The following is a 21,232-nucleotide window of genomic DNA, read 5'->3' on the forward strand; positions in this document are numbered from 1 at the left end:
CTGATGAGGTGGAACAGCAACTGCCCTCCGGAGCGGGCGAACGGCAGATAACCGAGCTCGTCGAGCACGATCAGGTCGAGCCGCGACAGCTGCGCCGCCAGGGTCCCGCCCTTGCCGATCCGGGTCTCCTCTTCGAGGCGTGTCACCATTCAGGGAACTGGGAGTGGTGATCGAACGCGACTACCGACATCCTTATCAAATTTGAGCCGTTAACGTGGCCGCGTGAATCTGAAAACATAGATGCTCGGTGAACCCGCGACTTTCAGATTAAAAGGCTCTGATGCCCCACTGGTGCCCCAACAGCCTTTGGGGGCGTTATGCACGCTCACAATCACTCGTAAGTCATTGAAAAGGTGGTGAGCCCTGCTGGGTTCGAACCAGCGACCTACTGATTAAAAGTCAGTTGCTCTACCGACTGAGCTAAGGGCCCGCGGCCGTTTCGCGGCGTCGCCGACAGCGAAGGACAAGCCCTTTTGCTGCAAAGCGAGCGGCCCGCTATCATGCTGGTGTCTGGATGGCAATGGTTGCCATGGACATTTTATGGGCACCGATCTGGCCCGGCATCGGCGCTTTCCCCGATGGCGATATCCGTCGCCGGGCAGCCGCACGGCGGATGCGTCAGCCGTGAAGGCTCAGCAGGGAATCCATCAGCCCTTCGTCGGCGCTCGAGCAGACCCCGAGCACGAGCGCCTCGTCGCAACCCTCGGCCACGACATAGGCGTGGCCCATCGACGAATCGATATAGATGCCCTGGCCGACCTCGAGCGTGACGGGGTCGTAGAATTCGCTGTGCACTTCGATCCGCCCTTCGAGGACGTAGATGAATTCCTCGCCCTGGTGGCGGACGAGTTCGCCGAACTCGCGCGCGCTGTGCGCGCGGATGCGGGTGACGATCGGGATCATCCGCTTTTGCCGAAGGTCGGTGCAGAGGTAATGATAGTCGTAATTGTCGGTCGTCACGCGCGCCGCCCGGTCGATCGTCCCGATACTGCGGCGGCCGGTGACGCGCGGCGCGCTCTCTTCCTCATCTTCGGCGAACAGGTCGGACATGCGAATCTGGAGTCGCTGGCTGAGCTGCTGGAGCTTGTCGTAGCTGAGCGTCAGCCGGTCGTGCTCGACCTTCGACAGCGTCGACACCGGGATCCCCGACTTCGCGCTCATCTCCTTGAGCGTCCAGCCATTTCGCGAACGGATGCCGCGCATCACCGCGCCGAGCGTCGGCGGGCTGGGATGGTCCGCCATCAGGTCTTCCATTCCATGTTTGACAATTTTCTAATCAGGATCATTATGTCCCCATCGGGTCAAGAGGTGCCGGTCCCTTGGTAAGGGGTCGCGCGGCTTGCCGCAAGGGTCAGCAGGCCCGCTTGAAAAAGAGGGGAAGAGGATGCGTTTACTCCATAAAGCCCTGATCGGACTCGCCGCGATCGCGGCGGTTCCGCTCGCGGCGCAGGGGCCAGTCCCCGCGCCGACCGCCAAGAAGGTCGAGGCGCCGCCGCTGCCCGCGGCGAAACCCGCGCAAGCGGCGACGCTCGATGCGACCGATCTCGAGGCCTTTCTCGACGGCTTCCTGCCATACGCCCTCGAGCGCGCGCGGATTCCGGGAGCGGTCGTCGTCGTCGTGCGCGGCGACGGGGTCGTGCTCGAAAAGGGCTATGGCTATGCGGACGTTGCGACGCACAAGCCGGTGTCGCCCGAAACCACGCTGTTCCGGCCGGGATCGGTGTCGAAGCTCTTCACCTGGACCGCGGTGATGCAACAAGTCGAGGCCGGCAAGCTCGACCTCGACAAGGATGTGAACGCCTATCTCGACTTCAAGATTCCGCCGTTCGAGGGCAAGCCGATCACCCTGCGCAACATCATGACACACACCGCGGGTTTCGAGGAATCGGTCCGCTACCTGATCAGCAACGATCCCAAGGCGGCGATGACGCTCAAGAAGCAGATGCCGCTCGCGCTGCCCGAGCGCGTGTTCGCGCCCGGAACGACGCCCGCTTATTCGAACTATGCGACCGCGCTCGCCGGCTATATCGTCGAGCGCGTCAGCGGCGAGGATTTCGATAGCTATATCGACAATCATATCTTCAAGCCGCTCGGCATGGCGCATGCCACCTTCCGCCAGCCGCTTCCGAAGGCGCTCGTTCCCGATATGGCGGGCGGCTATCCCGATATCACCCAAAAGGCGCGGCCGTTCGAAATGGTGATCCCGGCACCCGCGGGCAGCCTGTCGGCGAGCGGTGCCGACATGGGCAAGTTCATGATGGCGCACCTCCAGGACGGGGCGGGGCTGCTGAAGCCCGAGACCGCGAAGATGATGCACGATTACAAGGCGCCCGGCGTCGGCCCGCTCAACAGCATGGCGCTCGGCTTCTACGAGCAATGGGTCAACGGGCATCGCGCGATCGCGCACGGCGGCGACACCGTCTGGTTCCATTCCTATCTGTGGCTGTTCCCCGACGCCGATGTCGGCGTCTTCATCTCGATGAACAGTCCGGGCAAGGAAGGCGGCGCGGGCGCGGTGCGCAGCGCGCTGTTCCACAAATTCGCCGACCGCTACCTGCCCGGCACCCCGGCACCCGGCCGGGTCGATGCGAAGACCGCGAAGCAGCATGCCGCGATGATGGTCGGCCATTATGTGACCAGCCGCGGGTCGTTCACCAACTTCATGAGCCTGTTCGGCCTGCTCGGCCAGCCCGCCGTGACGCTGACCGAAGACGGCAAGATCAGCGTGCCGGGGCTCGACGGCCTCAGCGCCGGCGCGCGCGACTGGGTGGAGGTCGAACCCTTCGTCTGGCGCGACACCGGCACCGGCGAACGCCTCGCCGCCGAGGTCAAGGACGGCAAGGTCGTGCGCTGGAGCCTCGACGCCGGATCGCCCTTCATGGTCTTCGAGCCCGCGCCCGCCGGCACCAATGCGGCGTGGCTGATGCCCGCGTTGATCGCGGCGCTCGGCATCGCGCTGCTCGCCGCGCTCGCCTGGCCGGTGCGCGCGCTGGTGCGGCGCAGCTTCGGCGCGAGCTTCGCGCTGGAGGGCAAGCCGCTCCGCGCTTACCGCCTGTCGCGCGTTTTCGCGTGGCTGGCGCTCGCCGCGGTCGCGGGCTGGTTCGGTCTGATCGCGGCCTTCTCGGCCGATATCGGCAGCATCGGCGGGCCGCTCGACTGGCTGATCCAGCTGCTGCGCATCCTGACGCCGCTCGCCGCCTTCGGCTTGCTCGCGACCGCCGCGTGGCACCTGTGGCTCAGCATCCAGGGCAAGCGCAAATGGACGATGAAGCTCGGCGCGGTGCTGCTCGTGCTTGCGGGGCTGGTCCTCGTCTGGGTGACGCTCGCCTTCCATCTCTATGGTTTCGGGATGGTCTATTGATGGCGACGCAGGGCCTTCGCGGATTGACGCTCGACCTTCGGGTCGAGCGTTTTCCCTATCACCAGCCCTTCCGCATCTCCGGCCATGTCTTCACCGAGACGGCGCTGCTCGTCGCCGAGCTGTCCGACGGCGAGCATGTCGGGCGCGGCGAGGGGGCCGGGGTCTATTATCTTGGCGACGACATCGACCATATGATCGCCGAAGCGGCGCGGGCGCGCGGCGCGATCGAGCAGGGGGCGACGCGCGAGGATCTCCAGACCTTGCTGCCCCCGGGCGGCGCGCGCAACGCGCTCGACTGCGCCTTCTGGGATCTCGAAGCGAAGCGGCAGGGGCGGCCGGTCTGGCAACTGGCCGGACTGAGCGCGCCGCAGCCGCTGCGCTCGACGCTGACGCTCGGCGCCGACAGCGCGGGGAATATGGCGAAGGCCGCGCTCGCGATCGATCCGGAGGCGCCGGTGAAGGTGAAGCTGACCGGCGACCTTCGCGACGATATCGCGCGCGTCGTCGCGATCCGCACCGCGCGCCCCAACGCCTGGATCGGCGTCGACGCGAACCAGGGCTATGACGTCGCGACGCTCGCCCAGCTGCTGCCGGTGCTCGTCGATGCGCACGTTGCGCAGCTCGAACAGCCGCTGAAGCGCGGTCGCGAGGCCGATCTCGATGGATTGAAGCGGCCGCTGCCCTTCGTCGCCGACGAAAGCGCGCTGTCTCTCGCCGACACGGCGTCGCTCGTCGGGCGCTTCGACGTCGTCAACATCAAGCTCGACAAGTGTGGCGGGCTGACCGAGGGACTCGCGATCGCGCGGCAGGCGAAGACGCTCGGGCTCGACGTCATGGTCGGGAACATGATGGGCACCAGCCTGTCGATGGCGCCCTCCTATCTCGTCGGACAGCTTTGCGACATCGTCGATCTCGACGGGCCGACCTTCCTCGCGCGCGATCGCGACCCCGGCGTCGAATATCGCGGCGGGACGATCCATTGCCCGCCCGAAATTTGGGGTTAAACGCAAAGATATGTCCTAAATGGGTTGACAATTTTCTGATTAGGACAAATAGTTCCGAAACCAAAATAAGAGACGGGAGGATGGGATGACATGGTCATTCCCGGTGACGCGCCGCGCGGCCATCGCGGGTGCGGTCGGTGGCGCATGGCCTGCATCGACGATCCCATAATGAAATCATCACGGCCGCGCCGGGGCGAATTCCGCTGCCGCCCGGCCAAGTCTTGGGGGTAGGACGATGAAGAAGAGATTATTGGCCGCGGGCAGCGTGGCGGCACTGGCCATCGTGATGCCGGCCCATGCCGACGAAGCGACCGGCGACGAGCAGGACATCGTCGTCACCGCGCAGAAGCGCGAACAGCGGTTGATCGACGTGCCGCAATCGGTGAGCGTCGTGTCGGGCGACGCGCTCGAAAATGTCCAGGCGACGAATTTCTCCGATTATCTGAAGCTCGTTCCCGGGCTTCAGCTCAACCAGACCACCGCCGGTTTCGGACGCCTGGTGCTACGCGGCGTCAATACCGGCGGCGTTGCCTCGACCGTCGCGGTCTATCAGGACGAAACGACCTTCGGATCGAGCAGCGGGCTCGTCAACGGCGCGATCCTCGCGGGCGATTTCGATACCTTCGATATCGAGCGGATCGAGGTGCTGCGCGGCCCGCAGGGCACCATCTATGGCGCAAGCTCGATGGGCGGCGTGCTCAAATATGTGACGCGCAAGCCCGATACCAGCGGGTTCGAAGCGCGCGCTCGCGGCAGCATCGAGACCGTCAAGGGCGGCGACGAATCCTATCTGGGCAGCGCCGTCGTCAATATGCCGCTCGGCGATGCGGTCGCCTTCCGCGCCTCGGGCTTCTACCGCGACTTCGGCGGTTTCATCGACTCGATCGGCACCGCGGGATCCGATGTCGAAACCGACATCAACAGCTCGAAAAGCTACGGCGGCCGCGCGTCGGTGCTGTTCAAGCCGAGCGAAACCTTCTCGGTCCAGCTCAGCGCCTATCTCCAGAATCTGAAGACGCACGCATCGAACAGCGTCGATAGCGACCCGTCGACCGGGCGGACGCTCTACGGCCGCCTGTCGCAGTCGCAGTTCGTTCCCGAATTCACCGACGTCCGCTACCGCGTCTACAGCGCCGTCGTCGATGCCGATCTCGGCTTTGCGAGCCTGGTGTCGGCGACGAGCTACAGCAGCCTGTCGCAATCGTTTCGTGGCGACCTGACGACCCAATATGGCGCGCTGGTCGAGGGGGTCTTCGGCACGCCCAACGACTTCTATCAGGGGCAACTCACCCGCGTACGGCGCTTCTCGCAGGAAATACGGCTCCAGTCGCCCGAGGACGAGCATTTCGAATGGCTTCTCGGTGCCTACTACACGCGTGAGAAGGGGATCATCGACCAGGATTTCAACGCGGTGGAACCGGGGACGCTGACCCCGATCGATGGACTGCCGCTGCTCGGTGTCGCGACGATCCATTCGCGCTACCGCGAGCTGGCAGGCTTCGCCAACGCGACGCTTCATCTCGGCGAGCGCTTCGACCTGACCTTCGGCGGCCGTTACAGCGGCAACAAGCAGGTCGCCGATCAGGTGTCGGACGGCGTGCTCGCGGGCGGGTTCAACAAACTGCCGGAGGCGCGTTCGTCCGAGAATGTCTTCACCTTCTCGGTCGCGCCGCAGTTCGAGGTCAGCGACCAGGCGACCATCTATGCCCGCGTCGCCAAGGGCTTCCGCCCCGGCGGCCCGAACGTGCTCGCACCGGGAGCACCGCCCGAACTCGCCACCTATGGCTCGGACTCGCTCATCAGCTACGAGCTTGGCGTCAAGGCCGAAACGGTCGACCGCAGCTTCTCGATCGACATCGCCGCTTTCCATATCGACTGGAAGGACATCCAGGTCTTTGGCCAAGTCAATGATTTCGGCGTCAATTTCAACGGCGGCAAGGCGAAGAGCGACGGACTGGAATTCACGACGACGCTGCGCCCGGCCGGCGGGCTCACCGTCTCGCTCAACGGCGCCTATACCAACGCCAGGCTGAAGGACGACACGCCGCCTCTCGTCGGCGGGCTCGCCGGCGATCGCCTGCCCTACACGCCCAAATACAGCATCGGCGCCAATGCCGATTACGAGTGGGAGCTGGGCGGCGATGCCACGGCCTATGTCGGGGCGTCGGTGCGCAGCCTGTCGAAACAGCCCGCGGGCTTCGACCTCGCTTTCCGCACGGCCAACGGCCGGCAGCGCTATCTGCCCGCCTACGAGGTCGTCGATTTGCGCGCCGGGGTCGATTTCGGCAAATATTCGCTCGAGCTTTACGCGAAGAATCTGGCCGACAGCGAAGGCAAGACATCGCTCGAGGCGCCGGCCAATGTGCCGTTGGGCGCCGCGGGAACGGCGGTGATCCGGCCGCGGACCTTTGGCGTGACACTGACCGCCGGCTTCTGACGGCCGAGAGGAGAGACTGAATCATGGCTACTGTGCTGCAACGGCGTGCGGACGCCGGTCGGGAGGGGGTTCCCGCCCTGCCGCAGCCTTATCTCCTCTTTCTCGGCGACACGGTCGAGGCCGGCTATGCCAAGACCGCCTTCGGGCTGGCCGACTGGGCGGCCGACCGCTGCGTCGGCGAATGGTCGGTGGCGGGCTGCACCGTCACCACCGGCCTGCCGCCGATGGCGCCTGCCGAGGCGCGGGCGGCGGGCGCGCGGTCGCTGGTGATCGGGGTCGCCAATCAGGGCGGCGTGATCGGCGAAAGCTGGGTCGCGGCGCTCGTCGAGGCGATGGAGGCCGGGCTCGACATCGTCAGCGGGCTCCACGCCCGCCTTGCGGGCGTGCCCGCGCTGGCCGAGGCGGCGCGGCGCACCGGGCGGCGGCTGATCGACGTCCGCACCCCGCCACCGTCCATTCCGGTCGGCAACGGCCGCAAGCGCAGCGGCAAGAGATTGCTGACGGTCGGCACCGACTGCGCGCTGGGGAAGAAATATACCGCGCTCGCGCTGCATCGCGCTTTCCTCGAACGCGGCATCGCCGCCGATTTCCGCGCGACCGGCCAGACCGGCATCATGATCGCGGGCGGCGGCATGCCGATGGACGCGGTGATCTCGGACTTCGAGGCGGGGGCGGCGGAAATGCTGAGCCCCGACGCGGCGGCAGACCATTGGGACCTGATCGAGGGGCAGGGGTCGCTCTTCAACCCCGCCTATGCCGCGGTGTCGCTCGGCCTGCTCCACGGCAGCCAGCCCGACGTCTTCGTCGTCTGCCACGACCCGGCGCGCAAGGTCATCCTGGGGATGGAGAGTTTCGCGCTGCCGAGCATCGAGGAGGTGATCGACCTGACGATCCGTCTCGGCAGCCGGACGAACCCCGCAATCCGCTGCGGCGGCGTCAGCCTCAACACGTCGAGCTTCGACGCCGATGGCGCCGAGGCGCTGATGGCGGCGGAGCGCGCGCGGCTGGGTCTGCCGGTCGCCGATCCGATCCGCGGCGGGGCGGGCTTCGGCGCGCTCGTGGACGCCATTCTCGCATGAAGGCGGGCGCGGCGAGCCACAGCTGGTTCCAGCGCTTCCTGCTCCCCGGCTTCGCGCTGAAGGCCGTGATCATCGGCGGCGGTTACGCCACCGGGCGCGAACTCGCCGAATATTTCGTCCCCTCGGGTCCGTGGGGCGGGCTCGCCGCGATGCTGCTCGCGACCGGCATCTGGAGCGTCGTCGCGGCGCTGACCTTCGCGCTCGCGCGCCAGCTCGGCGCCTATGACTATCGCGCCTTCTTCAAGGGGCTGCTCGGCCCCGGCTGGATCGCGTTCGAGGCAGCGTATATCATCTTCGTCATCCTGATCCTCGCGGTGTTCGGCGCGGCGGCGGCGGCGATCGGCGCCGCGACCTTCGGCTGGCCCGAATGGGCGGGCGCGCTGCTGCTCGCGGTCCTGATCGTCGCGGTGACCGCGCGCGGTACCGGCGTCGTCGAGCAGATGTTCAAATATGTCTCGATCCTGCTTTACACCATCTATGCGCTGTTCCTGATCCTCGCGCTCGCGCGCTTCGGCGGGCCGATCGGGCAGGGGTTCGCCGCCGCGCCGCCGCCTTCGGGCGACTGGATGGCGGGGGGCATCACCTATGCGAGCTACAATATCGTCGGCGCGGTGGTGATCCTGCCGGTGCTGCGGCACCTGACCAGCCAGCGAGACGCGGTGGTCGCCGGGCTGATCGCGGGGCCGCTGTCGATGCTGCCCGCGGTGCTCTTCTTCGTCGCGATGATGGCCTTCTATCCCGCGATCGGCGCCGAGACGCTGCCGTCCGATTTCCTGCTCCGGCAGATGAATGTGCCGGGCTTTCACATCCTGTTCCAGGTGATGATCCTCGCGGCGCTGCTCGAAAGTGGCGCGGGCGCGGTGCATGCGATCAACGAACGCATCTCGGGCGCGGTCGAGAGCCGGGGGCGCCCCGCGCTCGGGACCGGGGCGCGGGCGCTGATCGGCGCGGCGATCCTCACCGGCTGCATGTTCGTCGCGGGCGAGATCGGCCTCGTCGACCTGATCGCGAGCGGATATCGCTTCCTCGCCTGGCTGTTCCTGGCCGTTTTCGTCGTGCCGCTGCTCACGCTCGGCACCTGGCGCCTGCTGCGCCCGTCATCCGCTCCCGCTATGGAGGCCTTGCCATGAAAGTGCTTCGTCTGCTCGCCCTGTCGCTGCTGCTGTCCGCCGCTACCCCCGCCTTCGCCGATCCGCCCGCCGACATCGGTGAAAGCGTCGAGGCGCTGCGGCAAAAGGTCGGCGCGCCCGGCGTGTCGATCGCGATCGTCGAGGGCGGCAAGACCACGCTCGCGCGCGGCTGGGGCGTGCGCAAGCTCGGCGAGAGCGCGCCGGTCGACGGCGAGACCATCTTCCAGACCGGGTCGACCGGCAAGGCGATGACCGCCGCGGCGCTGGCGGTGCTCGTCGACGAGGGCCGGATCGCGTGGGACGATCCGGTCATCAAGCATATGCCCTGGTTCCGCATGTACGACCCATGGGTGACGCGCGAGATCACGATCCGCGACCTGCTCGTCCACCGCAGCGGATTGGGGCTGGGGCAGGGCGATCTGATGTTCGTGCCGCGCACGCATCTGACCCGCAAGCAGACCGCCGAGCGCGTGGCTTTCCTGAAGCCCCGGACGAGTTTCCGATCGGCCTATGCCTATGACAATATCCTCTACGCCGTCGCGGGGCAGCTCATCGAAGAGGTCACGGGGCAGCGCTGGGAGGACTTCATCCGCGAGCGCGTGCTGCGCGCGGGCGGCATGAAGAATGCGACGAGCGACAGCGAGGACCGCTTCGCCGTCGCCAACCGCTCGTGGCCGCACGCGCGCCTGTCGGGCGTGCTGCGCGGAATTGGGCCGCAGCAGGTGCTCGACGAGCGCGACGAACTCGGCCGCAACGGCGCGCCCGCGGGCGGGCTCGCGCTCAGCGCCGAGGACATGGCGGCGTGGCTCAAGATCCAGCTCGCGCACGGCGCGCTTCCGGGCGGCGGCCGGCTGTTCAGCGAAAAACAGGCGGCCGAGATGTGGACGCCCGTCACCCCGATGCCGATCACCCCGCTGCCCGACGCGCTGAAGCCCGCGCAGCCGACGCAGCAGGCCTATGCGCTCGGCTGGCAGGTGCAGGATTATCGGGGCCACCGCATCATCCAGCATAGCGGCGGTGTCTTCGGATCGATCACGCGCGTGGTGATGATCCCCGACCGGAATGTCGGCTTCGCGATCATGATGAACAGCGAGGACAGCGGCATGATCCTCGGCCTGACCTATGACCTGCTCGACCATTATCTGGACCAGCCCGACTATGGCTGGACCACCAAGTGGGAGGATTGGTATCAGGCGCGGCTCGCGGGCGGGGTCGAATATCTGAAGCAGGCGAAGGCGTCGCCCGCCAAATCGGGGCCGTCGCTGCCGCCCGCGGGCTATGCGGGGCGCTACCGCGATCCCTGGTACGGCGACGTGGTGATCGGGTCGGGCGCGAAGGGGCTGACGATCGATTTCACCTCGACGCCGCGGATGGCGGGTCGGCTCAAGCATTGGCAATATGACAGCTTCGTCACCGAGTTCGACGATCCGGCGATCGAGCCCGCCTATGTCACCTTCGCGCTCGATGCCGAGGGCAAGGTGACGGGAGTGACGATGAAGGCGGTCAGCCAGATCGCCGATTTCAGCTGGGACTATCACGACCTCGACCTGAAGCCCGTGGAGGACAAGAAGTGAAACGCATCGCCATCCTACTCACCGCGACCGCGCTCGCCGCCTGCTCGAGCGGCGGCGACAAGCCGAAGTCACCCGAGGCGTCGCCGCACAGCCGGATGCTCGTGCTCGACACCCACCTCGATACGCCGCTCCATTTCGAGCGGCAGGGATGGAATTTCGCCGATCGGCACGATCTGGCGACCGACCTGTCGCAACTCGACATCCCGCGGATGAAGGACGGCAATCTCGATGGCGGCTTCTTCGCCATCTACACCGATCAGGGGCCGCTCACCGACGAAGGCTATGCGGCGGCGCTCGCCCATGCCCGCAAGAGGTCGGACGCGATCGACCGGGTGATCGCCGCCAACAACGGCGTGATCGGCGCCGCGCGCGCCGCCGACGATGCGCGGCGGCTGAACAAGGAAGGCAAGCTGATCGCCTTCAAGTCGATCGAGAACAGCTATCCGCTGGGCGAGGATCTGTCGCTCCTGCAGGAATTCTACGACAAGGGCGTGCGGCTCGCGGGGCCGGTGCACGGGGCGAACAACCAGTTCGCCGACAGCGCGACCGACAAGCCGCGCTGGAACGGCCTCAGCCCGCTCGGCAAAAAGTGGGTAGCCGAGATGAACCGGCTCGGCATCGTCATCGATGCGAGCCATTCGTCCGACGCGACCTTCGATCAGCTTCTCGCGCTGTCGAAATATCCGATCCTGCTTTCGCACTCGAGCCTGCGTTCGGCGCACGAGCATCCGCGCAACCTCGACGAAGGGCGGCTGAAGGCGCTCGCGGCGAAGGGCGGCGCGATGTGCATCTCGACCATCTATATATCGGAAATGACCATGTCGCCGGCGCGCGCGAAGCTGTTCGCCGACTATGAGCGCATCGGTGAATTGAGCCCCGAAGCGCAGGCCGMCCTCACCCGCCAGTGGCGCGAGCTCGACAAGACCGAGGCGATGTGGGCGGCCGATTTCGAGGATTATATGAAGATGGTGCTGCGCGCGATCGAGGTCGGGGGCGTCGATCATATCTGCTTCGGCGCCGACTGGGACGGCGGTGGCGGCCTCAAGGGTATCGAGGATATCACGGCGCTGCCCAAGGTCACCGAGCGGCTGAAGCAGGCGGGCTATTCCGACGCCGATATCGAGAAGATGTGGAGCGGCAACATCCTGCGCGTCCTCGCGGCGCAAGGAAAATAGTCGGGCGCCGCCCGAGGGCCTTTTCAGTTGCCGAAGACCAGTTCGAGCATCTGCCGTTTCCATATCGCGATGGATCGTTCGATCAGCGCCCGGTTCGGACTGCGGATATATTCGACCGTCAGGCCGCGCGTGACCGCATTGTTGAGCAACTGGAGCGTCTGATACGCCTCGTCATTGTCGATGCCGGCTGCGCGCAGGATGAGATAGCCCCACAAGCGAACCCTGCGATCGAAGCGCCGCGCGCTCGGCCCGACCTCCTGGTCGAGATCGGGGTCGTTGCGGCGGGCAAGATGGATCTCCAGGACCGCGGCCATTTCGGGGCGGCTGATCATTTGATAATTGGCGTCGATCAGATTTTCCATCGACTCCCGGGGTGTCGCGCCCGCTCGAATGGCTTCGGTGTATATGCGGGTGCGATAAGCCGCGAATTCGGCCGCGACCGCCGCCATCAGCTTGGCTTTGGTCGGGAACTGGTGCTGGATGGCGCCGAGGCTCATCCCCGCCGCATCACGGATCGCGAGCATCGTCGCGCCCGAATAGCCCTGCGAGCAGAGCACGTCGCGCGCCGCCGCCAGCACCTTGGCGCGGGTCGCGGCGCTGCGGTCGGCCTGGCTGCGTCGGGGTCGGGTTGCTGTGGTCGTCATGCCTCGATCATCTGCGATAGCGCGTGCGTTGCTGATACGCGAGCCGCCTCAAAATACCACGGTGGCGTTGACGCCGATCGTTCGCGGCCGGACCACGCCCGTCCCCAGGGCTCCATTGACGTTCCGCGGCAATCCCGCGACCCCGAGCAAGGCCTGCGTCGAGGTTATCCCGCCGCTGTTCGTCACATTATTGGCATAGGCGCTCAGCGAATAGCGCCCGAAGTCGAGGCCGGCGCGAAGATCGATGACCTCATAGGCATCCACGCGCGCGAAGTGACCGAAGGCCGCGAGATAGGCGGGATCGAAACTGCCGCTCTGGCGTGAAAGCGACCGCATCGAGCCGCCGATCGATGCGGCGATGTTCGGACCCAGGTCCCACCGATAATCGGCGTTGAGATTGACGGCATATTTGGGGGTGAAGGGCAGGCGATCCCCCTTGACGGCACCCACCGCCACCGGGTCGGTATCGCCGCTGAGCTTCGCATCGTTGACGGTGAAGCTGATCGAGGTGGTGAGGCCTCTGGTCGGCCGCAGCGTGGCTGCGATTTCGGCCCCGTCGACCTTGGCGCTCGTTCCGTTGACGTTGACGCCGAACCCGTTGACGACGGCCGCCAACTGGATGTCGCTCCAGTCGATATGATAGAGCGACGCCTCGATCGAGGCGCTGCGGTCGGCGGTGTCGCCCTTGAACCCGATTTCGTAGCTGGTAACGGTGTCGGGCTCGAACGTCGTCGGTGTGCCCGGAGGCGAATTGATCGGAATGACGTTCGGGCCGCCGGGCCGATAGCCCTTGGCGACGCGGGCATAGAGCGACGTCTGGGTACCGAACTTGATCTTGGGCGCGACCGACCAGGTGAAGACATTGTCCGACGAGCGCACGTCCCTGATGACCGCCGCGCCGAGCAGCGCGCCGTCGGTGACCTGGTCGGCGCTCTGGCTGTTGTGGCTGTAGCGGCCGCCCAGGTCGATGTCGAACCAGGGGGCGAGGTGGAGCGTGGCGTTGGCGAAGCCCGCAACCTCCTCATAACGCGAATCGAGATGGAACACCGCCAGTTCAAAGGGCAGGTCGATCGGCGTCAGCACTCCGGGAGTTCCGGGCACGGCGGTCTTCAGATTCTGGAAGATCCGGGCCTTTTCGTGCGTGTAATAGCCGCCGACCAACCATTCCAGAAAATCGCCGCCGTTCGACGCGAGCCTCAGTTCCTGCGTCCATTTGCGGCTTTCGGTCAGCTGGTCGAAATAGACATAGGGCCCGCCGAGCGCCGCCGACAGATTAGCGGTGTAATCGGCACGGAACGACTGGAGCTGCTCGCCATAGCTGGTCGCCGACGTCAGCGTCGCACCGCCGAAATCATAAGTGACCGTGCCATTGTAGAGCCGGTATTTCACATCGCTGAAGGTCGGCAGATATTCGGACTGGGTCAGCCCGCCATAAAGCGGTTCGAGCGTCGCGGGATCGGCCTCGACGATACCCGGCGCGTCGACATAGAGGTTCTGGAACAGCGCGCTCAGCCGGACGCTGAGATTGACGTCGGGCGTCCAGAGCAGCGAGGCGCGGCCGCCGTAATTTTCGAAATCATTGATGTTGCTGCGGACGTTCGACGCGGCGGTCCCGATCGAATCGATATAGCCGCCCTGCTTGCGGTAGGATCCCGAGGCGCGGAACGCGAGCGTCTCGCCGAGCGGCACGTTGACCATCGCCGCGCCGCGCCAGGACGCGTTGCCGCCGTCGGTGAACTCGGCTCCGGCGAGCGCCTTCGCCTCGAAGCCGGCGGTCGAGGGCTCGTTGGTGACGAATTTCAGGAGGCCGCCCAGCGAACTCGCGCCATAGAGCGTCCCCTGCGGGCCGCGCAGCACCTCGATCCGCGCGACGTCGAACGAATCGAAATCGCCCGCGAGCTCGGCCGCGTTGGCGAGCGCGGTGCTCGATCCGAACGGCGTCTCGTCGACATAGACGGCGACGGTCGACGCGACGCCGCCGGTGTTGATGCCGCGCAGCACGAGCCGCCCTTGGCCGGGCGTACCCTGAACGAGTTGCAGGCTCGGGACATTCTTCAGATAATCGGCGAAGCTGGTCGCGCCCTGCTGCTCGAGCGTGGCGCCCGACACGACCGATACCGACTGCGGCACATCGATCAGGGTCTGCGATCGCTTCTGGGCTGTCACGATGATCTCGTCGCCCGCATTCGCGTCGCCGTCCTGCGCCCACGCGATGGTCGGCGATGCGAGTGCGAGAGCCAGTGCGGAGCCGCTCAGGGCCTTGGTCAGATATCGCATTCTCAGTCCCCTCGTCAGATTTTCGTTTTCGGTTCAGCGCTCGCGACCGAGCGCGAAGCGCATGCCGTGCAGGATGGCTGCGGGCGCCGCCGAGACATGGTCGTCCTCTGCGAAGGCGACATGCCGCAGCTCGGCGACGCCGGCTTCGCGCAGCGCAGTCGCGAATTCGCAGGCGGCATCGACCATGCGCGCGGCGCGGATTTGCGCCTGCGCTTCCTCCAGCGTCACCTCGATGCCGTCGGGCACGCTCGTCGGCAGCTCCTGCTCCCTGGCGCCGACGTCGACGAAGACACGCGGCTGGCGGGGCAGGGCGGCGAGCCGCTCCCGGAACGGGGGCAGCTGGCTCAGGATCGAGAAACCGTCCCACCAGAGCGACGGGCTGCTCGCGATGAAAGCGGAGAAGCTGTCGGGTCGGGTAAGCAGCGCGCGCGCGGCGAACAGGCCGCCGAGCGAATGGCCGAACAATATGTGCGGACCATCCGCCGTCTGCGGATAGCGCGCGGTGACCTCGGGGCGCAGCCGGTCGGTCAGGAAGGTGAGGAAGGCATCGGCGCCGCCGCTCCGCGCGCCGCCGATCGCCGCGGCGAGCCCGCCGAGGCTTTCGAGGGCCTCGGCCCCGATCGGCGGCGCGAGGTCCGCGGTGCGGAGCTTCAGAACATCGGAATAGGCGGCGTCATAACCGATGCCGACGACATAATGGGCGGGAAAGGCGGCGACGCTCGACATGGCGCGCGCGATTTCCGCCGCCATTCCGAACAACAGGTCGCCGTCGACGACATAGAGTATGGGAACGCCCGTGTCGGGCATGGGGCTGGTCGGCACCGCGACGCTGATCGTCAGCTGGCCTTCGCCCGAGGGATGGGGAAGAGCGAATTGCTCGAGCGCCGCACGAACCGAAAATGCCATCGATCTTCTCCCGGCGGGAATCGGTCGATCGCGCCGCTCCCGCTGTCGCGCCGATGCTTCTACTCTATTTACAATAAAGTCAACCTGTTTTAATAGTGACGCCATAGGCCGCGAGATCGGCCCGGAGGGAGAGCGTGTATGGGCGTCGGCGCAGACAGGTCCGTAAGTGGGGATTTTCCTATAGTGGCGACGGACGCCAGACAGGCGCCGAACGGCACGCGATGGGCATGGTACGGGCTCGCCGTCCTGCTGATGACGACGCTCTTCGCCTTCGTCGTCCGCCAGATGCTCAGCCTGATCGCGCCGTCGCTCCAGACGTCGCTCGGCTTTACCGATTTGCAGCTCGGCATGTTGCAGGGGCTCGGCATGGCCGTCTTCGCCAGCGTCGCGAGCTATCCGATGGGTTGGCTCGCCGACCGGTTCGGGCGCCGCCTCCTGCTCGCGCTCGGGGTCGCCTGCTGGTCGCTTGCGACCGCGCTCTTCGCTTTTCAGGACAGCTTCGGGGGCCTGTTCGCCGCGACGATCGGGATCGCGATCGGCGAAGCCGGCCTCGCGCCGATCGTCTTTGCCCTGATCCCCGACCTCTTTCCCGAGAAGCAGCGCAACACCGCGAATTTCATCTTCTACGGCGGTTCGCTGCTCGGCGCCGGGCTCGGCATGGCGCTAGGGGGCGCGATACTGCAATGGCTGGCCGGATCGCACGGTATGTTCGCCGGCTGGCTCGCCGGTATCGACAGTTGGCGCCTCGCGATGATGCTGATCGCGCTTCCGGGCCCGATCTTCTTCCTGCTCGTCCTGACGATGCCGCTCGGCCATCGGGTCGGCGTGGGAACGCCGGCCGAGGCCGATGAAGCGGGCTCCCGCGACTTCATTCCCTATGCGACCGCGCATTGGCGCACGCTGGTCTGCATCTTCGGGTCGATTTTCGCGATGGCGGTCGCGATGACCTCGGGGCTGATGTGGTTTCCGCTGGCGCTGCCGCGCGCTTTCGGGATCGATCCCGCGACGGTCGGCGTCGGGCTCGGCACCGCGATCATGATCGCGACGGTGGTCGGCGTGCTGCTCGCGCCGCTGATCCTCAGGCTACGCCGCAGGGATGCCGACCTCGACCCCATCAGCGCCGCCGCGATCTTCGTCGCGCTGACCCCGCTGCCAGCCGCCTTGCTGCCGCTCGCGACCTCGGCGCCGCAGGCCTATGCCATCGCGGGGGTGCAGGGCGCGCTCGGCATCGCCGCCTCCTCGCTGATGCCCGGCGTGCTCCAGAATCTCGCACCGCCGCACCTGCGTTCGCGCGTCCTGGCGCTGCTCGGCATCGTCAACGCGCTCGCGCTGGCCGTGTCGCCGCTCGCGATCGGCTGGATATCGGGTCTGATCGAGGGGTCGCGCGGCATGCTCTACGCCATCACCGTCGTCAGCCTGCCGTCGCTCGTCGTCTCGGCGGTGCTGATGGCATTCGCACCCAAGCCCTATGCCGCTACCCTGCGGGCGATCCGGCCCGGACTCTCGAAGGAATTGCCATGACGACGAAACTATCGACCGGACCCGTCTCCTCGGACATGATGGATATGCGCGAGGCGCTTGCGTCGGGACGCGTCACCGCGCGCGCGCTGGTCGACCGGGCCATCGAGCGCGCCGAAGCGGTCAACCCGCAGCTCAACTTCATCGCCTGGCCGACATTCGAGCGCGCACGTACGCAGGCGGGCGAGCCCCGCTCCGGTTCGCTCGCCGGCATTCCGACGCTGATCAAGGACATGCTTCCCGAAAAGGGCATACCGGCGAGTTTCGGGTCGGCCGCGCTGCGCGATTTCATTCCCCCCGACGATGCGCCCTATGCGCGGGCGATCGCGGGCGCCGGCGCAATCTCGATCGCGCGCTCGGCGATGCCCGAGCTGGGGCTCAACGCGGTCACCGAATCGCCCTTGCTCGGCCCCACGCGCAATCCGTGGAACCTCGATTATTCGCCGGGCGGCTCGTCGGGCGGCGGAGCGGCGGCGGTTGCCGCCGGGGTCGTCCCCGTCGCCCATGCGAGCGACGGACTCGGATCGATCCGTCACGGCGCCGCGCCCTGCGGCCTCGTCGGCCTGAAGCCGTCGCGCGGCCGCAATGCCGGCGAAGAGGCGTTCCGATCGATCGCCGACCTGACGGTGAACGGCTGCGTCAGCCGCACGGTGCGCGACACCGCGGCGTGGCTCGAGGCGACGCAGACGCATGACCCGGGCTGCCTGCCGCCCATTCCGCTGGTGACCGCGCCGGTCGATCACCGCCTGCGCATCCATGCCTATAGCCGGGTGATGCGGACCGGCGCGCTGCCCGATGCCAGCGTCCGGCGCGTCTTCGGCGAAGCGATCGCGCTGCTCGACCGCCTCGGCCACACGGTCGCGGATGCCGAGCTTCCGTTCGAGGGGCCGGCCGCGATGGAACTGCTCGGCACGATCACCGAGGGCATGTTCAGCCGCCGCCTCGGCATGCTGTCGCAGGCGATCGGGATCGAGATCAAGACCGAAGACCTCGAGCACCGATCGGCGACGCTGGTCGCGGCGGGCGAGGCGGTCGGCGACGCGGAGTTCGCGGCGGCGTGGACGGCGATGGAGGGAGTGGTCGCCGCCTATCTCGGCCGGCTGGAAGAGATCGATATCTGGATGACGCCCACGCTCAGCACCGAAATTCCGCGCATCGGCGTGTTCGGACCCGATATTTCATGGGCCGATCAAAAGGACCCGCTGATCGATTATGCGGGCTATTGCTGGATCGACAATTTCGCCGGCACGCCCGCGATCAGCCTGCCGATGGGATTCAGCGACAACGGGCTTCCCGTCGGCATGCAATTCGCAACGCGTCCGGGTGGGGAGGCCTTGCTGCTGGCGCTCGCCTGTCAGCTCGAAGCCGCGATCGAATGGCAGCACCATATCCCGCCGATCTGGGTCGGAGAGTGATGAGCGGGCCGCGCTAATATAGTGCGTCGGCGCTATTCGCCGGCCTTGGCCGGCGAAGCCGCGCGGCGAGTTGGCGGATGCTGCGCGCCGCGATCGGGTGGCGCCAGCCGGGGGCGACCGTCGCAAGCGGGTCGAGGACGAAGGCACGCGCCGTCATCGCCGGGTGCGGGATCGTCAGATCGCCGTCGCTCCATGCGCCGCCCGACCAGAGCAAAATGTCGAGGTCGAGCGTGCGGGCGCTCCACCGCTGGCCGGTGCGGCGGCCGAACGCGGCCTCGATGGCCTTCAGGCGCGCGAGCATCTCGGGCGGGCTGAGCGAAGAGGCGACCAGCACCGCGGCATTGGCAAAGCGCCGCCGCGACGGGCCGAGCGGTGCGGTCGCGACGATCGGGCTGGCGTCGACCGGCTCGATATCGTCGGCCTCGAGCGCCGCGAGTGCCGCCATCAGCACCTGGCGCGGATCGCCGAAGCGCGCGTGGCGGCGGTTCGATCCGAGCCCGATGGCATAGAGGGCGAGCGGGTCGCGGTCGGGGGGCGTTGCGCCGGTCATGGCGTTGCGCCTATCGCAGCGGCATGGAGATTGCCAGCCCGCTTCCCGGCACCGAGCCGCCGCGCGAGTGCCCGCGCTGCCCGCGGCTCGTCGCACTGCGTGAGGCTTGCCGCGCCGAGCATCCGGGCTGGTGGAACGCGCCGGTTCCCGCCTTCGGCGATCCCGACGCGTGGCTCGCCTTCGCCGGGCTCGCGCCGGGCAAGCATGGCGCCAACCGGACGGGGCGGCCGTTCACGGGCGATTATGCGGGCGACCTGCTGTTCGCGACGCTCGCCGCCTTCGGGCTGAGCAGGGGGCGGTACGACGCGCGGACCGACGACGGGCTGACGCTCGACGGCGCGATCATCGTAAACAGCGTCAAATGCCTGCCCCCGCAGAACAAACCGCTCCCGAACGAGATCGCCGCCTGCAGGCCCTTTTTCGAGGCGCAGCTCGCGGCGCTGCCGAAGGTGCGGGTGATCATCGCGCTGGGGCGGATCGCGCACGATGCGGCGCTGCGCGCGGTTGGCGCGCGCCTTGCGGCCTTTCGCTTCGCGCACGGCGCGGTGCATCGCCTTCCCGATGGGCGCCATCTCATCGATAGCTATCATTGCTCGCGTTACAACACGAACACCGGGCGGCTGACGTCCGACATGTTCGCCGACGTGTTCCGCACCGCGCTCGCGCTCAAGGATCAGACGAGCGGGCCGAATTCCTCGACCAGCGCGCGATAGAGCGCGCGCTTGAAGGGGACGATCAGCTTTTCGATCTCGTCCAGCTCCGCCCAGCGCCAGGCGCGAAATTCCTGGTGCTCGGTATGGATATTGACGTCGCCATCCTCGCCCATGAAACGCATCAGAAACCAGTGCTGGCGCTGGCCGCGATATCGCCCGCCCCACATCTTGCCGACGAGATGGTCGGGCAGGTCGTAGAAATATTCCTGCCGGCTGCGCGCGATGATCTCGACCAGCCCGCCGTGGACGCCGGTTTCCTCGCCGAGCTCGCGGATCGCCGCTTCTTCGGCTTCCTCGCCGGGATCAATGCCGCCCTGCGGCATCTGCCACGCCTCGCTCGTCGTATCGAGCCGCTGACCGACGAAGATGCGTCCGTCGCGGTTGGCGAGCATCACCCCGGCACAGGGGCGGTAGGGGAGGTGGCTATGATCGGTCATGCGGTCGCTTCGGCGACGATCGCCTTGAGCACGGCCAGATTGCCCCTGATGTCCTCGGCCGCGCTGGGGATCGCCTTGGCGAGGCAGATATAGCCGTGGATATTGCCCTTCGCCTCGCGATAGGTGGTCGGCACTCCCGCCTCGATCAGTTTCGCGGCATAGGCGCGGCCCTGGTCGCGCAGCGGGTCGAGGCCGGCGGTGACGAGCAGGGTGGGCGGCAGCCCTTCGGCGGGGAAATCGATCGGCGCGGCGCGATAATCGTCGGGGGCCGCGGCATATTGGTCGCCGAACCATTTCATCCCACCTTCGGTCAGCAGATGCCCGTCCTTGAAGTCGCGATAGCTCTGCCAGTCGTGATGCGTGGTCACCGCGGGATAGATGGGGTGGATCGCGATCACGGGCTTCGACGCCGGCTTGTCGCGCAGCGTCAGCGCGGTCGCGATGGTCAGGTTGCCGCCGGCGCTGTCGCCCGAGAGGACGAGGCCGGTACAGGGGATATTGTCGGCGATCCAGCGCGTCGCCGCCTCGCAATCCTCGGGCGCGGCAGGGAAGGGGTGCTCGGGCGCCAGGCGATAATCGACCGCGACCACCGGCATGTCGAGCTGGCGCGCGGCTTCGGCGCAATAGGGATCGTGCGTTTCGAGATCGCCGATCACCCAACCGCCGCCGTGATAGAAAACCATCACCGGCCCCGCCTGACGCCCCGGATGGCTGTCGTAGATGCGGATCGGAATGTCGCCCGCTGGGCCCGGGATCGTGCGGTCCTCGACCTTCGCGATGTCGCCGCGCGGCACGTCGGCAAGCTCGCCCATCGCGCGCATCATCGCCCGCGCCGCCTCGGGCGGGAGCTCTTCCATTTTCGGCCCGTCCTGTGCGTTGAGGAAGGCGAGAAAACCCGCCACGTCGGGGCGCGTATAATGGGTGGTGCCGTCGGTCATCCTGTCGGGTCCCTCTCTTTTTCGAGCGTCATTTTCGGATGCCAGCTATTCGGCATCGCCGGTCAAACTTCAAT

Annotated in this window: 17 protein-coding genes, 1 tRNA gene and 1 pseudogene; 10 read left to right on the forward strand and 9 right to left on the reverse strand. The window is 67.0% G+C overall.

What is annotated here, in order from left to right:
• The 3 genes and pseudogenes from CD928_RS03540 to CD928_RS03550 form a co-directional block, all read right to left on the reverse strand.
• A pseudogene (locus CD928_RS03540) lies at positions 1-149 on the reverse strand (ATP-binding protein); the annotation flags it as partial.
• Positions 150-354: 205 nt separating this feature from the next.
• Positions 355-430 (reverse strand) — tRNA-Lys (locus CD928_RS03545).
• 188 nt (positions 431-618) lie between these two features.
• Positions 619-1,242, reverse strand: a complete 624-nt coding sequence (locus tag CD928_RS03550; RefSeq protein WP_095385255.1) for a helix-turn-helix domain-containing protein — start codon at positions 1,240-1,242, stop codon at positions 619-621.
• A gap of 142 nt (positions 1,243-1,384) precedes the next feature.
• On the opposite strand from CD928_RS03550, the gene CD928_RS03555 reads away from it, so the two are divergent.
• The 7 genes from CD928_RS03555 to CD928_RS03585 all read left to right on the forward strand — a co-directional run bounded on the left by CD928_RS03555 (position 1,385) and on the right by CD928_RS03585 (position 11,760).
• Positions 1,385-3,361, forward strand: coding sequence for a serine hydrolase (locus CD928_RS03555; protein ID WP_095384890.1), 1,977 nt, complete (start codon positions 1,385-1,387; stop codon positions 3,359-3,361).
• Positions 3,361-4,365, forward strand: coding sequence for a dipeptide epimerase (locus CD928_RS03560; RefSeq protein ID WP_095384893.1), 1,005 nt, complete (start codon positions 3,361-3,363; stop codon positions 4,363-4,365). Before CD928_RS03555 ends, CD928_RS03560 begins: the two co-directional genes overlap by 1 nt.
• 235 nt (positions 4,366-4,600) lie before the next feature.
• A complete protein-coding gene (locus CD928_RS03565; protein ID WP_095384896.1) occupies positions 4,601-6,802 on the forward strand; it encodes a TonB-dependent receptor in 2,202 nt (733 codons plus the stop codon).
• Positions 6,803-6,825: 23 nt separating this feature from the next.
• A complete protein-coding gene (locus tag CD928_RS03570) occupies positions 6,826-7,881 on the forward strand; it encodes a DUF1611 domain-containing protein (protein WP_095384899.1) in 1,056 nt (351 codons plus the stop codon).
• A complete protein-coding gene (locus tag CD928_RS03575) occupies positions 7,878-9,011 on the forward strand; it encodes a hypothetical protein (protein WP_095384902.1) in 1,134 nt (377 codons plus the stop codon). Before CD928_RS03570 ends, CD928_RS03575 begins: the two co-directional genes overlap by 4 nt.
• Positions 9,008-10,585: a serine hydrolase gene (locus CD928_RS03580; protein WP_095384904.1), complete on the forward strand. Its 1,578-nt coding sequence runs from the start codon at positions 9,008-9,010 to the stop codon at positions 10,583-10,585. Before CD928_RS03575 ends, CD928_RS03580 begins: the two co-directional genes overlap by 4 nt.
• Positions 10,582-11,760, forward strand: coding sequence for a dipeptidase (locus CD928_RS03585; RefSeq protein WP_095384907.1), 1,179 nt, complete (start codon positions 10,582-10,584; stop codon positions 11,758-11,760). Before CD928_RS03580 ends, CD928_RS03585 begins: the two co-directional genes overlap by 4 nt.
• A 23-nt stretch (positions 11,761-11,783) precedes the next feature.
• On the opposite strand, the gene CD928_RS03590 is transcribed toward CD928_RS03585, so the two are convergent.
• Genes CD928_RS03590 through CD928_RS03600 form a run of 3 tightly spaced genes read right to left on the reverse strand, consistent with a single transcriptional unit; the run spans position 11,784 to position 15,587 of the window.
• Positions 11,784-12,404 (reverse strand): TetR/AcrR family transcriptional regulator, encoded by a 621-nt coding sequence (locus CD928_RS03590; protein ID WP_095384909.1) that lies wholly within the window; start codon positions 12,402-12,404, stop codon positions 11,784-11,786.
• 48 nt (positions 12,405-12,452) lie between these two features.
• Positions 12,453-14,681 (reverse strand): TonB-dependent receptor, encoded by a 2,229-nt coding sequence (locus CD928_RS03595; protein WP_095384912.1) that lies wholly within the window; start codon positions 14,679-14,681, stop codon positions 12,453-12,455.
• Between the two features lie 33 nt (positions 14,682-14,714).
• Positions 14,715-15,587: an alpha/beta hydrolase gene (locus CD928_RS03600; RefSeq protein WP_176473427.1), complete on the reverse strand. Its 873-nt coding sequence runs from the start codon at positions 15,585-15,587 to the stop codon at positions 14,715-14,717.
• Positions 15,588-15,770: 183 nt separating this feature from the next.
• On the opposite strand from CD928_RS03600, the gene CD928_RS03605 reads away from it, so the two are divergent.
• Together CD928_RS03605 and CD928_RS03610 are read left to right on the forward strand one after the other, a co-directional pair.
• Entirely contained in the window at positions 15,771-17,108 is a 1,338-nt protein-coding gene (locus CD928_RS03605; protein ID WP_176473428.1) for an MFS transporter, read from the forward strand.
• Positions 17,105-18,520, forward strand: a complete 1,416-nt coding sequence (locus CD928_RS03610) for an amidase family protein (protein ID WP_095384920.1) — start codon at positions 17,105-17,107, stop codon at positions 18,518-18,520. Before CD928_RS03605 ends, CD928_RS03610 begins: the two co-directional genes overlap by 4 nt.
• A gap of 13 nt (positions 18,521-18,533) precedes the next feature.
• Here CD928_RS03610 and folK read toward each other — a convergent pair whose 3' ends face one another.
• Positions 18,534-19,070, reverse strand: a complete 537-nt coding sequence (folK, locus tag CD928_RS03615) for a 2-amino-4-hydroxy-6-hydroxymethyldihydropteridine diphosphokinase (protein WP_095384923.1) — start codon at positions 19,068-19,070, stop codon at positions 18,534-18,536.
• 23 nt (positions 19,071-19,093) lie between these two features.
• Between folK and CD928_RS03620 the strand changes: the two genes are divergently transcribed.
• Positions 19,094-19,783 carry a uracil-DNA glycosylase gene (locus tag CD928_RS03620; protein ID WP_095384926.1) on the forward strand — a complete coding sequence of 230 codons (690 nt, stop codon included), beginning with the start codon at positions 19,094-19,096 and terminating at the stop codon, positions 19,781-19,783.
• On the opposite strand, the gene CD928_RS03625 is transcribed toward CD928_RS03620, so the two are convergent.
• Entirely contained in the window at positions 19,744-20,220 is a 477-nt protein-coding gene (locus CD928_RS03625) for an RNA pyrophosphohydrolase (RefSeq protein ID WP_095384929.1), read from the reverse strand. The genes CD928_RS03620 and CD928_RS03625 overlap by 40 nt on opposite strands.
• A complete protein-coding gene (locus CD928_RS03630; protein ID WP_095384932.1) occupies positions 20,217-21,158 on the reverse strand; it encodes an alpha/beta hydrolase in 942 nt (313 codons plus the stop codon). Before CD928_RS03630 ends, CD928_RS03625 begins: the two co-directional genes overlap by 4 nt.
• Positions 21,159-21,232 lie beyond the last annotated feature (74 nt).

It is taken from the genome of Sphingopyxis sp. GW247-27LB (assembly GCF_002277025.1).
Lineage (GTDB): Bacteria > Pseudomonadota > Alphaproteobacteria > Sphingomonadales > Sphingomonadaceae > Sphingopyxis.

What these genes read in the sequence shown, in the direction of transcription:
- CD928_RS03550 (WP_095385255.1), bottom strand. Translation starts at nt 1,242, where the DNA reads ATGGCGGACCATCCCAGCCCGCCGACGCTCGGCGCGGTGATGCGCGGC.
- CD928_RS03555 (WP_095384890.1), top strand. Translation starts at nt 1,385, where the DNA reads ATGCGTTTACTCCATAAAGCCCTGATCGGACTCGCCGCGATCGCGGCG.
- CD928_RS03560 (WP_095384893.1), top strand. Translation starts at nt 3,361, where the DNA reads ATGGCGACGCAGGGCCTTCGCGGATTGACGCTCGACCTTCGGGTCGAG.
- CD928_RS03565 (WP_095384896.1), top strand. Translation starts at nt 4,601, where the DNA reads ATGAAGAAGAGATTATTGGCCGCGGGCAGCGTGGCGGCACTGGCCATC.
- CD928_RS03570 (WP_095384899.1), top strand. Translation starts at nt 6,826, where the DNA reads ATGGCTACTGTGCTGCAACGGCGTGCGGACGCCGGTCGGGAGGGGGTT.
- CD928_RS03575 (WP_095384902.1), top strand. Translation starts at nt 7,878, where the DNA reads ATGAAGGCGGGCGCGGCGAGCCACAGCTGGTTCCAGCGCTTCCTGCTC.
- CD928_RS03580 (WP_095384904.1), top strand. Translation starts at nt 9,008, where the DNA reads ATGAAAGTGCTTCGTCTGCTCGCCCTGTCGCTGCTGCTGTCCGCCGCT.
- CD928_RS03590 (WP_095384909.1), bottom strand. Translation starts at nt 12,404, where the DNA reads ATGACGACCACAGCAACCCGACCCCGACGCAGCCAGGCCGACCGCAGC.
- CD928_RS03595 (WP_095384912.1), bottom strand. Translation starts at nt 14,681, where the DNA reads ATGCGATATCTGACCAAGGCCCTGAGCGGCTCCGCACTGGCTCTCGCA.
- CD928_RS03600 (WP_176473427.1), bottom strand. Translation starts at nt 15,587, where the DNA reads ATGGCATTTTCGGTTCGTGCGGCGCTCGAGCAATTCGCTCTTCCCCAT.
- CD928_RS03610 (WP_095384920.1), top strand. Translation starts at nt 17,105, where the DNA reads ATGACGACGAAACTATCGACCGGACCCGTCTCCTCGGACATGATGGAT.
- folK (WP_095384923.1), bottom strand. Translation starts at nt 19,070, where the DNA reads ATGACCGGCGCAACGCCCCCCGACCGCGACCCGCTCGCCCTCTATGCC.
- CD928_RS03620 (WP_095384926.1), top strand. Translation starts at nt 19,094, where the DNA reads ATGGAGATTGCCAGCCCGCTTCCCGGCACCGAGCCGCCGCGCGAGTGC.
- CD928_RS03625 (WP_095384929.1), bottom strand. Translation starts at nt 20,220, where the DNA reads ATGACCGATCATAGCCACCTCCCCTACCGCCCCTGTGCCGGGGTGATG.
- CD928_RS03630 (WP_095384932.1), bottom strand. Translation starts at nt 21,158, where the DNA reads ATGACCGACGGCACCACCCATTATACGCGCCCCGACGTGGCGGGTTTT.